This window comes from Heyndrickxia shackletonii (assembly GCF_001420715.1).
Classification (GTDB): domain Bacteria; phylum Bacillota; class Bacilli; order Bacillales; family Bacillaceae_C; genus Margalitia; species Margalitia shackletonii.
In genome coordinates, this window is record NZ_LJJC01000004.1 from 690,774 (window position 1) to 705,489 (window position 14,716).

Consider the following 14,716-nt stretch of genomic DNA (forward strand, 5'->3'; position numbering starts at 1 on the left):
ATTATTGGGGGAGGAAAAGGTATTGATTAAAATAGAAAACGGACAACTTATATTCCAAAATCAAAATCCAGTTCATGCCTTAAAAAATATTAATATAAATATAAATAAAGGAGATTGGATTTCAATATTGGGTCCCTCAGGTTCTGGAAAAACAAGTTTGTTAAACGTTATCGGTGGTATAGAAAAATTAAGTGAAGGTACTATTAAAGTTTTTGGTGAAAATATATCAAAGATTGATAGTCAATCGTATCGAAGAAATACAATTGGCTATATTTATCAGGATTTTCGTTTGTTAAACCAATTTTCAGTTTTGGAAAATGTTATGTTACCTCAGTTACCTTATCAAAAGCGTAAAGCACTTGAAGAAAGTGCTAAAGAAGTGCTGATCCAACTTGAAATGGGTCATCGTTTGCATCATCTACCTGGGGAATTATCTGGTGGAGAACAACAAAGAACTGCAATTGCAAGAGCAATCCTAAATAGACCAAGTATTTTATTATGTGATGAACCAACTGGTAATCTTGATTCTATTAACCGTGAAAACATTATGGGAGTTTTAACAAATCTCAACAAACTAAACATTACAATAATTCTTGTGACCCACGATTTAGAAGTTGCAAAATATGGTGATAGAATATTGTATATGCGTGATGGAGTTCTTCAGGAGAAGGTAATCGTATGATCTCATTAATACTAAATAATTTTAAACGATTAAAATTACCTCATATTTTATTTATCTTAGCTATTACAATTATTTTTATTATCCTTCCTATTGCCATAAATTCAATAAAAGAAACACATTCAAAAGTTAAGACTGATATTACATATTATTCAAGAGGTAGTTATGATCTTTTGGTAAGACCTAAAGGTAAAGAACTAAATGTAGAGAAGGAATTTGGAATTGTTCCTGAAAACTATCTAGGAGTAGGAGATGGAGGAATTTCAATAAAGGAATGGAAGGCAATAAAAGAAAGGCCAGATATAGAAATTGCAGCTCCAGTTGCCTCTCTAGGATATTTTACGGGAATCAAGACAAATTTGGGAATTTCCCCTTTACCCGAAAAATCCACCCGTTATACTGTACAATATTATACCACCGACGGTGTGAGAAAATATTCTTTAGGATCAAAATACATAAAAGTATTACTTGAATCACCTAGAGCAAACCGTAAATTTGAAGATATCTATGGGAATTCAGAAATGTTACAAGAATATAGTCCTGAAGCACCCTTGTTCCCATTACCTCCTACATATCACTTGTTAGTAGGAATTGATCCGGATGAGGAAAAAGCATTAACCGGAATTTCATTTAAAGGGATTAAATATGGTAGTAGTGCAACTGGATGGGGAGCGACTTATAGAAATGATTCCCTAAATAATACTAATGCTCCATTGATTCCAGTATTACAACTAGATGATGGAGATGTATCATTAGATGCAGAAATTGATGTTTCAGAATTAGATATTGACGCTAAAAAGACTCAAAAATATAGAGATAAACTTGGCCTTTCTAGTAAACAGGTTGAGGGGCAAATACAAAATACTGAGTTTTTAAATCTAATGAATACACAACCGTATTTACAATTTGTTAATGAGCTAGCAAAATATCCAGCAATGAGAGAAAAGAAATTTAATTCAAATCTCACTTCTATACTTCACCCTTATCAGTCAGATTTTGTTTTAGTTAATGAAAATGGTAAAGTGTCGATAATGAACCCTGATGGAATTTATACAGGTACCACTGACCTAAGTTATAGTTCAGTTCACTTTAATGCAAGTAGTGTGAAATATAAGAAGGATGGAGACCATTTAAAAGTAAACAAAATAGGAAATGAAAATGGTGTTCCTATTTATCGAGAAGTTAAAAAAGAGGGAATTTCTTTTTTGGATGCAAAGAACCAAAATAAAAAAATTCCATTTTATTTAGATCCAGTCGGGAGTTTTAAAGTTAGAGATAGGCAGAAACAACTAGCTTCTAGTCCATTAGGAATTTATGAGTTAGCTCCGGTGATTTACATAGGAAACGGTAAAGAGAAGAATATTAAAATGGAGGCCACAACAACTCCAGGTAGTTTTGTTTCTGCACCTGCAAAAGGAGTTACAAATATACAGTCTTCGGAAAAAATTAAAGGTAGTAGACCTATAGATGCAATTCGGGTTAAAGTAGCAGGGATTAGCGACTATACTCCCGCTGCAGCGAAGAAAATCGAGAAAGTAGCTTCTGAAATAGAAAATATGGGTTTCAAAGTATCAATCATTGCTGGTGCATCACCGCGAAAAATGAAGATAGATGTCGAGGGGATAGGATTAGTTCAAGAATCGTGGACTAGTTTAGGAGCAGCAGGAAGTATAATCGAACAATGGAATTTAACTAACATAATCCTTATTATAGTTTTCCTATTGGTTTCAGTAACTTATATTATTAACCGTTTGAAATTCTGGAATAATCAAAAGTCTAATGAACTATCCCTATTAGTTCAATTAGGTTGGGAAAAAAAGTTTATTGTAAGACTGTTTAACGGAGAAATTTTGATAATAAATATATTATCATTTATCATTTCCATTCTTTTATTGATGTTAATTAAATTAAAATTAAATATCTCTAATAATATCTATATATATCAAATTGGTACAGTGCTTATAATGACATTATTATTATTAATACCTACTAAAAGACAAGTAGATAGAGGAATGATGTTATCCAAAAAGGATAAAAACATTTATATAAGAAAGAAATGGAAATCGTTAATCGCCAAAAATATATATTTTTATCGTAAACAAATTTCTTCGCCTTTTATTCAATTAACTATTGTAAGCGGGTTATCATCTTTTGTTTATTTATCTTTAACGGACACTGTAAAACAAACTAGTTTAACTGTTTTAGGCGAGTATATTAACGTTCGTATAAACGATTGGCATCTCTATTTAATAGTCGGTGCATATTTACTCGCACTTATTACGTTATGTGAAAGTGTTATGTCAATTATTATCTCAAGAAAACGTGAAATTGGAGTATTAAAATCAATTGGTTGGGAGAAAAATAACATTTTTAATTTATATTTAAAAGAAATTGCATTATGGTCAGGAATTTCATTAATTTCTGGAAGTCTTTTAAGTTTTGTTTTCTATGTTATTTTTTATCCAATTCACCTTTCAACATTATTTGTTATAGCTGCAACTGCTTTAACATTTTATATTATCATTCTATTACTAGCATCTATAATTATTATACATCATTTAAGGAAAAGTTTAGGAGATAGTCTTTCGTTAAGAAGAACAAATAGAAGAAAGTCCAAAATTATTGGTACTATAAATCATTTTGAATAAATATAATGAGTAACTAGGGCGTAAAGACCTATTTCTAATCTTCAAAATCTAATCATGCAATTGTTAAAGCTACTAAAGTAAATGTTAGAGCGGGGCATAGAAGCAAGTATTAGGAAGTAGGTACACTATTAATCGGGACAAAGGTTTATGTAAAAGCTACTTTTGGAAATTGGCCAAAATAGTATAAAAGAGAATTTAGATATGTTTAGACAAAATATCTAATATTTACAAAATAATAACAATAAAAGGTCAACAAAAAATGTTGGCCATTTATTGTTTCTTATGGTTTTTCTAGATTTAGAAAAGTAATTTTCAATTGTTCTGTTGTAAGTGAATTGATTTCTACATCTCCAAAATGCCCCATAAGTAAGTTAACTTGAAGCTTATATGCTTTTAATGTTTGTGACGAGAATCCTTCTATTTGTTTATCAGATTCATACATTTTCCATGCCTGTGATAATAACAAAATACTTCTCTCCCTTAATAATTTCTTTTTTAAAGGAATTATTGACTGGATTCTCGAAATAGAAAGGAGTAGACTATTCAACTATTCGGGCAGTTTAGTTGAATAAACATAGTGCAAATCAGTTGGAAATGCTATAATTATCCAAAAAAAAAACGGAGTAATTATAATGATTAGCAAAATGAATAAATTATTGATAAATAAGGCAGTTTATTCAAAACAAAATGGGTAAATATGGAGTTATATATTAAAGAAATTGTGTTTTCAGTGGAGGTGGATAGCATGGATAAGCCATCTGAGATTATTACCATAAGTGATCGAGAGATTATATCAGCCATTCAAGAGAATGGATGGTACATTGACAACGTAGAAAAAACGACTGAAAGATGCTTAGAAGCTGTTAAGCAAGATGGTCTTACATTAAAATCAGTTCCCAAAAATTTGCATTCTGTATCTTTGTGTCTTGAGGCTGTTAAACAAAATGCTTCAGCTATGAAATATGTGTCAAGAAAAATAATGACGGATGACATTTGCATAGAAGCCGTTAGAAACGACGGAACAATAATAAAATACTCCACGTATATTCCTGATGAGTTCCGAACAAAAAAGCTTTATTTTGAGGCAATAAAGCAAAATGGCAAAGCCCTTAAATATGTTCCCGATAAGTATAAGTCTGAAAGCTTTTGCAGAGTAGCTATTATGCAAAATGGTTTAGCGCTCAAATTTGTTCCAGAGAATATACTGTCAAAAGAATTATTCGTGTTAGCAGTTGAGCAAAACGGATTGGCCTTGGAATATGTGCCAAGTAAAAACAGAACCAAAGAATTATGTAATGCTGCTGTTCATAATAATGTATTGGCTTTAGAGCATGTACCGAACAGATATAAAACGACGAAGTTGTGCAATTCGGCTGTAAATTCAAGTTGGAAAGCTTTCCTTTATGTGCCTGAGAATATGTATACTTTAAAAAATTGCCTTGAATTATTTAATCGGATATTAAGGGAATGCGACGATCTTTCTGAGATATCGTATAGTGACCGCTCTTATGTTAAAGAGATAGCAAACCGCTTGCCAAGTAGTATAAACAACGATATTCAAATTATCAGATTGGAAAGACAATTACAGGTAAGGGGATTTAAGAGAAAATACTTTGATAAAGAAACACATAGATTTATTACGATAGAACAAATAAGCTATAGAGAAGAGGATGAAGTAAAAGAATTCGATTTTTTTGTTGACTTCTATAAGCATTTAGATGCGGATTTGAAAAATGCCAATCTGCATGATTATGATTTTAAAGAGGTCAGCCTCGCCGATTATAATATTGAAGGTGCCTATATTAACAGCACTGTATTAGTCGAACAACACTTATATGACGATTCTTTTTACGATGAAAACGTTAAAGATCATGAATGCAATACTGAGCTTATGATATCTGCAGAAAATGAGGTAGTAGAGGCTATCTCTGTTCTTCATGATATCGATTTGGTTTCAGATGCAACACTAAATGACACTTCTCACAAGATATACTATATTAGTGATATCCACCTCAATCATAAGCTTTTAAAAGCTTTCCCGGCAAATGCAACTGAATTGGAAGTTAAAATGTATATCACGCAGCTTGCTAAAAAAATGATTGATACTGCTACAAATAAATCGTATGGCGACTACTTATTAATAGGGGGAGATATATCTTTTAACTTTGAAATATCGACTTTGTTTTACACAGAATTAGTCAAGTTTTGGAGTCATCGTCGAATAGTAGTAGTGCTTGGAAATCACGAATTATGGGATTTCAATCGACGCGGGGTCGCACATTCTAATTTGTATACAATTGATGAAATTATTCAGCAATACCGGGATTTGTTTTCAAGTCTAGGTATATGCTTTTTACAAAATGATTTGCTGCTTTCAGACGGAACGATTATTTCAGAAAAGGAATTGAAATCCATTGATCAAGACGAGTTGAAGCATATCTGCTTGAAAAGTCCTTTTGTAATACTGGGGGGATTAGGGTTTTCCGGCTTAAATTCACAATTTAACGCAACCCAAGGAATTTATCGGCAAACCATTATGTCTTTAGATGAGGACATCAAACAGACAAACCGATTTAAATTCATTTACAATAAAGTGAAAAGTGTTTTAGGCAACGATAAAGTTATTATTTTAACTCATACGCCAAAAGAAAACTGGTCGAATGAAGATTACAACAGTAACTGGATATATGTGAATGGGCATACTCATCGAAATGATTACTGCTGTGACGAAGAAAAAACCTTTTATTCTGACAACCAAATTGGATATTATTCTTCAAATATAGGTTTAAAGCATTTTAAATTATCAAGAGTTTATGATATTTTTAAGTATTATCCTGACGGAATTTATTCTATTTCGAGAGAGCAATATTTGGACTTTAACCGTGGCGTTAAGATTAAAGTAACTTTTAATAGAACAGGAACTATATATATGCTTAAAAACAATAATGTATATTGTTTTATATATAAAAACCAAAACACAGGGAAAATATCTTTGTTAAATGGTGGGATGCTTAATAATTTGGAGCATAACAGCATCAATTATTACTTTGAGAGAATGGCGTATTATTCAGATACTGTTAAAGGGTTATTTAGCGATTACAATCAAGCACTAAAATCCATATCTGATAGTATTAAAAAAATTGGGGGTGTTGGGACAATCCACGGATGTATTGTAGATATAGATTTCTTTAATCATATTTATGTGAATCCGGAAGACGGAACCGTAACCCCATATTTTGCCTTGTCGATTGTTGATAAGTATATTTATTCAAATGTCAAAGCGCTTTTGTTAGCTAAAAGAAAAGATTTATATGATAATTACATGAAACTTTTAGAGGGAGAGAGCGAGAGCGTCAAGCTGTTGAAAGGTGAAATAAAAGCAGGAAGTATTGAAATATCAAGATTTATTCCAGATACTTATATGTATAGACCATCAAGAATAATGAAGTCATTACAGTACCTTACAGAAGTTAATGTTATAAGGATTTGGGACGATCGTATTATCGAATTTCAATTTCAAAGCAAAAATAAAGCAAAAGATTTGTATGCTAATAATAACGACACTTTGTTGCTATCCATTAAACCAAATTAACGCCGCTTTTCAGCGGCGTTTCTGCGTGATTATGAATTTGTTTAATGATTTTTTAGATTAAGGAAATTCCGGTTGCGCATAAATAGACCTTTATACTGCTTAGTTTGTGTTAACAATGAAACCAAAACCACGTTTTGTGTCGAATTATTCATTAGAATAAGAAGAATCAAGTCCAAATTCCTTTAAGGAGTTAGCGCTATTTTATTTTGAGGAGGAATTATTGTTAAAAATATGAATTTAAAGAATAGGTAGTACTTAAATTATATAAAAAAGGAGAATCATGCTAGAAAACTTATAGACATCTTCTCTATTAAGCTAGTGGAAGAATAAGTATTCTACAAAAGAGAGGAGAGTCAACTGCCCTTCAAGTATGAATTAGAATATATTAAGTGTCATGATTTGATACAGAATTTGACCAGTTGACTCTTAGAAAACAGCTTAGTAATCAACATGAAAATATCCAGTAAATTCAACCTATTGTTTATCGATGAGACATATTATTTACCAATTGACTAAGAAATTGCAAAGTTATTGCTATGTAAGAAGTTTTCAAGATTCTAAATTTGTAAAAGAGACATTAAGCTAAATTACATTCCCGGTGGTTATTACCATTGCGGAATTCCTCATCAATTAAAAATCATTTTGCAGAAGAAAACAATTGAACTTTATATTCTAATACAATCAAAATGTGAATTATATTTATGTTTAGATCACCAATTTCTATTTGAATAGCTCCTTAAATTCAGCTGATTCTAAGGAACAGCGGTCTATGATTGTAACAATATTTCTTTAACCAACCCTAAAAAGTAATTTAATTGTACCAGCTTCTTGTATTGCATATGCACCCTAGTGCAGCAAGTATATCGAAAGGAGAAATTTTCTGTATTTACTTTCTAGTTACAATAAAGGTAGTATTGAAGTGGTGAAAAAAAGCTACTGTCAAATCTCTTTTACATTTAATCGATTGGTAGATCCCCAAAAAGGTATTCTTGTATCATAGTAATTTTTTTACGAATTGTTTAGTTGTTTTTTGGAGGAGATACAAAATCTATAAGCTTATTTCAAATAGGTAGAGAATGTATTAGCGGTATAGGAAGTTATTGATTCAGGTTGTGTCAAAATCTCTGTATATTTAATGTACGAATTATCAATATTTCGATTTAAATCTTAAAAATAAACAAGGGAAATTGGAAAAGAAACCGCTGTGAAGGATATAGGAACTTAATAAATAGTGAATGAATGGGTGGAGAGTTATATGCATAAGAAATTTTTCAACTTTATTGATAACGAAAAAAAATTATATATAGCAGCATTTTTTATTTTAATTCTTTCTGTTATAGTGGCAAAATTTACTTCCTTTGGTGCTACAATTTTAGGATATATAATATTGGGCCTAATCTACACTCATATTATTCGTAGGAGTGTGAAAAAGGCAAAAAATATTTTTCTAATTATTTTATGGTTAGTTTTTATTCCATTATTTATTTCTATAATTCCATTAGCAATATTAAGTATATTTATAAAAGGAATTTTCGCAACTCCAATATCAACACCTCTTTATATTCTCTTTTTTATTCTTATTTGGACTATAGCAGTATTCATATTCGATTATTATAAAATCAAGGTTGCGATTCAATTTATTAACGCATTGGTATTAACGATACTTGGTATTACTTTTGTTGTTTACTTTACACCGAATTTTACTAATTTACTAATTGATTCAGAAATGAAAAAAGAAATTATTTCAAATGGTTTAGGTGTGGAATCATTTTTTGATCTAATTGTTAAGATGATAACACTTCCTTACTTTTTAGCATGCTTATGGTCTAATTTTGCTATTGAGGTAAGAGGATATTTTATGGAGAAAAATAGCGGTAATAAATAATAGTATATTCAATAATGGAACGGCTATTGTGTATTTACACACTATTAATCAGGGAGAAATAGGTTTGCAATTCCAGTCCAAGGACTTCCTTTAAAGACCGGAAAATTTTAAAGGAATTTTCGATTCGAGTACTGAGAAGTAAAAGTTCCGCAATTGGATCAAGAAAATTATACTATCCAAAAAGACGATAATGGAAAACTAATATAATCAAATGCAAACTAAAGGTTTGGGCAAACCGATGGGCTTAGCCTATTCAAGATCCATTGCCTTTTCACCAAAAATATACAAAGATAAAGCGATTTATTTTATTTTGCCTGACAATTGAATCAGTGTTACACCGTGGCAGAAGGAAAAAGAATAGTACATTATTAATGCTTCGGAGAGCAATATGTTTGACACTTACTATCCAACCTTTGGTGATTTCAAACAAAGACAATTACAAAAGGGTATTCTAGCGTATTAGTAAATATTAATCAAAATAAGTTAGTAGATATATTGAGTTCAAACAAAGCATAACAATTTTTAATAGCATATTATCATCAAAAGTTATAAAATACTGGTTATTTTACTAGATTTATGTACCGATATTGTAATAAACTTTATTGTGGAAAAGGTAGTAAATTAATGAAATTTTACATTAGGAAGAAGGCTGTTGTTTAATGGTAAAAAAGAAGAAAGGTAATACTAGTAAACTGCTATTACTATCTACCGCCTCCGTAGTAAGTGTTGTGGCAACAGTGAATCCAGCACATAACCAAGCTGCTTCACTAAGTCCTAGTCAACTAGTACAGAAGGCTGAAGGATTGGCAAAATCTCTGAGGCTAGATATTTCTTACCAACACAGAATTAAACAAAGAAAACAGCATTTGATTATCCTAACATGGCACTCTTTGTTCAAAAAGAAAACGCTTTAAAAACTGCTCAAAAAGCTGTTAACAAACTTAAAGGTAAAGAGAAAAAAGCATTAGTGGAAAGACTTACAAAGAATGTAAAATCGCATTATGATCACGCTCGTGCATACATATCTGCAGTAAAAGCGGGTAAAGACGTTGCTACTAAAACAAAATCTTTAAAGGCAAGATTAGATAAAGGGTTAGTAGATTCCACAACTTCGAAAGAATATAAGGATTTAGCAGCGGCATTGAAAAAGAATCAAGATGCTATTAAAAAGGTCTATGAAAAATCAATGCGCAATGGTTTGACAGAAAATTATGTAACATCTGCTAATAAAGTTGCAGATACTGCTAATCTAGCAATCTCCATTAAAAACTATGAAACACTTCTTGATAAAGCATTAAAAGCAAAAGATGCAGACAAGTCCATTGAATACACTAATAAACTTGATCAACTATTTGCTGATGCCAAGAAGTCTGGAAAAATAAACACTAAATCAAAGCTATATGCTGGATTATCTAAAACATATACAAATCAAAAAGCAAGCTTTCATTCATTCGTCTATATTTAAAATTCAAAATCTTCAGATAAACCTACGTTAGTAGGAAGTCAAAATGATCAAATAAAAACGTACAATGGCCCAATTGTGCTTGTTGCTGGAAAAGACAAATATATAAAGCTAGCAAATGCAGTGGTGAATGGAGACATCATCATAAAAGGCGACAAAACAGGCGCTGGAACTGTTTACCTTGATAACGTTACAGTAAACAGGGTTAAAGGTGTAGGTGGAACTATCGTTGTCGAAGACGTTGCAGACCACAGCTTGCATCAAGAAAATGTCACTGCTGAACAGTTAAAAGTAACGGACGTAAATGGCGCAAACATTATAGCTGGAAATGGAACGAGAATCAATTCAGTTGTTGTAACTGAAAATGCCGGAACTTCGGGTCAAATTAATCTTGAATCTCAGGAAAAAGGAACATATGGTACTGTATTATTAGCTGCAAAAGGAACTGCAAAGTCCGAAGGTACAAATCTTAAAGGTGATTTCTCCGAATCTAGCGTGTCAGTAACTGGCGCAGGTTCGAAGGTGAATGTTGATAAGGATGCGACAGTAAAAGAAATCAATGTAAGTACTGCTGCAACACTATCAGCATCAACTGGTGCAAATATTCAATCAGTGAATCTTGCAGCTAACAAACAAGGCCAAAACATTACCCTAAATGGCGATTTATCCAATACAACAGTTAATGTACGAAATGCAAATGCGAATATTACAGTGGGAGAAAACACAACTGTTAAAGAAGTAACGAAGGATAGTAGTGTAACTGGAACTGTAACGATTGAAAATAAAGGTACGATTAATAAAACAACAGGAGTAGAGGTGTCAAAGAATCCACCAGTGACTCCGCCGGTAACTCCACCAGTAACACCTCCAGTGACGCCACCAGTAACAATTGTAACAGGTGAGGAAGCAGAAAGATTTGTACAACCGCAAGATTTTGGTGTGATGCAGTTATCAGGAGTGAATGGATATACTGTTGGATTTGGCTTACAAGGCACAACAGAAGCAAAAGATATTACATCCATAGAGGTAAGCTTGTATAAGAGCGACAGACTATTAGCAACCAACACAAGTAAAAAGGTATTGACACAATACAAAGAAGCAAAATCCTTATCAACACCATTTGATGTGGATGGAACATTTGATGGATTGGATGATTCATGGAATTATGGGAAATGGCAAGGGTCTATCAACGATGTACCGACAAAAGCTGTAATAAAAGTAACAGCACAGGATGGAAAAGTATACATTATAGAAAATGAACACTTAACAGGTAATCCATCATCTATCTACACAAAAACAGGTGAGGAAGCACTAAGTTTTGTACAACCGCAAGACTTTGGTGTTATGCAGTTATCAGGAGTGAATGGATATACTGTTGGATTTGCCTTACAAGGTACAACACAAGCAAAAGATATTACATCCATAGAGGTAAGCTTGTATAAGGACAATACATTATTAGCAACCAACACAAGTAAAGATGTATTGACACAATACAAAGAAGCACAATCCTTATCAACGCCATTTAATATTAATGGAACATTCGATGGTTCAGATGATTCATGGAATTATGGTCATTGGAATGGAAGGGTTGACGATGTACCAACAAAGGCAGTAATAAAGGTAACAGGTAGAGATGGAAAAGTATATATTGTAGAAAATAAAAAATTGACAGGAAATCCAGCAGCATTAAATCCAATAATGGGTGATGAAGCACTAAGTTTTGTACAACCAGAAGACTTTGGTGTGATGCAGTTATCAGGAGTAAATGGATACAATGTAGGGTTTGCCTTACAAGGCACGACACAAGCAAAAGATATTACATCCATAGAGGTAAGCTTGTATAAGGGAGAAAGACTATTAGCAACCAATACAAGTAAAGAGGTATTGACACAATACCCAGAAGCAAAATCCTTATCAACACCATTTGATGTGGATGGAACATTTGCTGGATCGGATGATTCATGGAATTATGGGGAATGGCAAGGATCTATCAGCGATGTACCGACAAAAGCCGTAATAAAAGTAACAGCGCAGGATGGAAAAGTATACATTATAGAAAATGAACACTTAACAGGTAATCCATCATCTATTTACACAAAAACAGGTGAGGAAGCACTAAATTTTGTACAACCAGAAGACTTTGGAGTGATGCAGTCATCAGGAGTGAATGGATACAGTGTTGGATTTGGCTTACAAGGTACAACAAAAGCAAGTGATATTGCTTCTGTAGAAGTGAGCTTGTATAAGGGCGATAGATTATTAGCAACCAATACAAGTAAAGAGGTATTGACACAATACCCAGAAGCAAAATCCTTATCTACGCCATTTAATATTAATGGAACATTTAATGGTTCAGATGATTCATGGAATTATGGTCATTGGAATGGAAGGGTTGACGATGTACCAACAAAGGCAGTAATAAAAGTAACAGCGAATGACGGAAGATTATATATAATAGAGAATGAACATCTTTCCGGTGAACCATCTCTACTAAGTGCGAATAAAACTGTTGCTGTTGATACTATTAATCTTGGTGACAGTTTCATAATCAATGGAAATATAGTTAAGATTATTTAAACCTTTTTGCATAACTAAAATATTGAAGTATGGTAAGGGAAGAAGCTTCAAATTTATTAAAATTCTGCAGGAGATATCCCCGCTATAATCGTAGGATACTTCAGTACACGGATGAAAAATGATAGATCTATTAGCAGCAACATCTGTTAAGGACAATGTCAAATTAAGAAAACAGCTTCTTATATACCAAGAAGCTGTTTCTTTTTAGCATTAAATTCGTCTTCTGTAAGAACGCCCATATCTAATAGTTCTTTAAACTTTTTAAGTTCATCAGCTGCAGATACAGTACTTGTGATTACTTGTGGCTGTTTAGAAACATTTCTCACTTCATCTAGCACCTGATGAATATTATTATTAATGGCTTCTGCCGAATACTTGTCTAAGGCAACATTAAATATCTCGTTCAAGGTGTCAATGGTTAGTACTCCAAATACCATTCCTTTTTTAAAAGAGATATCGTTCAGGTGATCAAAGTTTACTGCCTTGAATTTTTCTCCTGTTATCGTTTTTTGAGCAAAAAGAATCCGTTTATTAGTAATAGCGTAGGCATAATTATTATCATGTTTTGTAGTTGATACATAGTTATGTAGACCTATAAATGTCATTAGAACCTTTTCGTCTTTCATCAATTTGCTTTCTATTACACTGAAATGTTTTACTCCCCATTTGTCATTGAAGCCAGAGCCAAACTTATTATCAAGGCAATACTGATACATACCCTCTGCAGTAGACATCGGGTCCATATTTTCTCTTTCATGCTGAAGCTGCTCCTTAGCAGCGATTATTGATTTCAATTCTTCAATAGTTACCTTTGAAATATTTACTTTTGTCATCCCGCCAGCCTTTTTAAGGCAAGAAGGACAAACCCACGCATTTGATTTTCTTACTTTATATCGGTTCATCCCAACAGTATTTTCACAAACTCCACATACCGCTTTTAAATCAAAAAATCCCATATTGCCTCTCCTTATTTATTCTGTAATTAGAATTTCTTTTTATTTATGTTTTAATAGATAAGAATCCTTATTCATTTTACTAGTATATACCGGCTAGAACTAGTGTAACAAGATGGAATAAAAAGTTATTTAGCAGCAATTTTACTTAACCTTTCTTTAACAATCATTTCAGAATGTACATGTAGTAATAGAATCATCCATATTGTAAAATGATAGAAAAGGAGGTGAGAAAAATGGAAATAAACGTCGAAAAACAAATACTAGCCGCACTGCAGCAAATAAATGATAAGCTTGATTCTCATAGTGAGATATTAGAAAGTCACAGTGAAATGTTAAAGGAACACAGTGGAATATTAAAAGAACACAGTGGAATATTAAAAGAACACAGTGAAATGTTAAAAGAACATAGTGTAATTCTAAAAAGCCATAGTGAAATGTTTAAAATCCAAGGTGAGACCTTAAAAGAGCATACTAGATTGTTAAGTGCGCTTAAAACTGGACAAGAATCACTTAAGGCAGAATTAAATGAGATGAAGCTACAGAATGCGAAGGATTTTGGCGAAGTGAAAGAACAATTGGAAAGTCATGAGACAAGCATTGAAATGTTAAAAGAAGACGTCTGGGACAATAAAAAAGATATCCGCAGAATACAAAAAACTATGGGAATGAATTAAACTTCAGTTGAACCTCACGAGATATTTCCTCTGAATTACTATTACCCAATTTCATATTTTTTAATAATCGACCTCAAAATGATTATTAGGGGGTCGATTTTGTGTCCTCCTAATCGTAAGTAGCATAGTTAGCCGAAACTTTCTCATTAACAAGTCGTGTCATCCATTCTATTGAATTTCCATTCTCAATTTCGTCAAGGGAAAATAAAAATCTCACTTCTTAACAATCATTTTTACACTCTT

General features: G+C 32.3%; 10 protein-coding genes. 8 read left to right on the forward strand and 2 right to left on the reverse strand.

Features of this window, described 5'->3' with window-relative positions; genetic code table 11:
• Positions 1-22: 22 nt before the first annotated feature.
• Both AN964_RS03450 and AN964_RS03455 read left to right on the forward strand, forming a co-directional pair.
• The gene (locus tag AN964_RS03450) at positions 23-682 is read left to right on the forward strand and encodes an ABC transporter ATP-binding protein (protein ID WP_055738374.1); all 660 of its coding nucleotides are present in this window, start codon (positions 23-25) and stop codon (positions 680-682) included.
• Positions 679-3,327, forward strand: coding sequence for an FtsX-like permease family protein (locus tag AN964_RS03455; RefSeq protein ID WP_055738375.1), 2,649 nt, complete (start codon positions 679-681; stop codon positions 3,325-3,327). Before AN964_RS03450 ends, AN964_RS03455 begins: the two co-directional genes overlap by 4 nt.
• Before the next feature lie 280 nt (positions 3,328-3,607).
• On the opposite strand, the gene AN964_RS03460 is transcribed toward AN964_RS03455, so the two are convergent.
• The gene (locus AN964_RS03460; RefSeq protein WP_055738376.1) at positions 3,608-3,793 is read right to left on the reverse strand and encodes a hypothetical protein; all 186 of its coding nucleotides are present in this window, start codon (positions 3,791-3,793) and stop codon (positions 3,608-3,610) included.
• A 279-nt stretch (positions 3,794-4,072) separates the two neighbouring features.
• Here AN964_RS03460 and AN964_RS03465 point away from each other — a divergent pair, with 279 nt between their 5' ends.
• The 5 genes from AN964_RS03465 (at position 4,073) to AN964_RS03485 (ending at position 12,843) form a co-directional block, all read left to right on the forward strand.
• Positions 4,073-6,919 carry a DUF4116 domain-containing protein gene (locus AN964_RS03465; protein ID WP_055738377.1) on the forward strand — a complete coding sequence of 949 codons (2,847 nt, stop codon included), beginning with the start codon at positions 4,073-4,075 and terminating at the stop codon, positions 6,917-6,919.
• Between the two features lie 1,255 nt (positions 6,920-8,174).
• Positions 8,175-8,804: a hypothetical protein gene (locus AN964_RS03470; protein WP_055738378.1), complete on the forward strand. Its 630-nt coding sequence runs from the start codon at positions 8,175-8,177 to the stop codon at positions 8,802-8,804.
• Between the two features lie 659 nt (positions 8,805-9,463).
• Positions 9,464-9,718 (forward strand): hypothetical protein, encoded by a 255-nt coding sequence (locus AN964_RS03475; RefSeq protein ID WP_055738379.1) that lies wholly within the window; start codon positions 9,464-9,466, stop codon positions 9,716-9,718.
• Complete coding sequence (locus AN964_RS03480; RefSeq protein WP_055738380.1) at positions 9,685-10,269, forward strand: hypothetical protein; 585 nt, start codon at positions 9,685-9,687, stop codon at positions 10,267-10,269. The genes AN964_RS03475 and AN964_RS03480 overlap by 34 nt, the downstream gene beginning before the upstream one ends.
• 75 nt (positions 10,270-10,344) lie before the next feature.
• Positions 10,345-12,843, forward strand: a complete 2,499-nt coding sequence (locus tag AN964_RS03485) for a hypothetical protein (protein ID WP_055738381.1) — start codon at positions 10,345-10,347, stop codon at positions 12,841-12,843.
• 179 nt (positions 12,844-13,022) lie between these two features.
• Here AN964_RS03485 and AN964_RS03490 read toward each other — a convergent pair whose 3' ends face one another.
• A complete protein-coding gene (locus AN964_RS03490; RefSeq protein WP_055738382.1) occupies positions 13,023-13,799 on the reverse strand; it encodes a PH domain-containing protein in 777 nt (258 codons plus the stop codon).
• Positions 13,800-14,032: 233 nt separating this feature from the next.
• Between AN964_RS03490 and AN964_RS03495 the strand changes: the two genes are divergently transcribed.
• Positions 14,033-14,473, forward strand: coding sequence for a hypothetical protein (locus tag AN964_RS03495; RefSeq protein WP_055738383.1), 441 nt, complete (start codon positions 14,033-14,035; stop codon positions 14,471-14,473).
• The last annotated feature ends 243 nt before the right edge of the window (positions 14,474-14,716 follow it).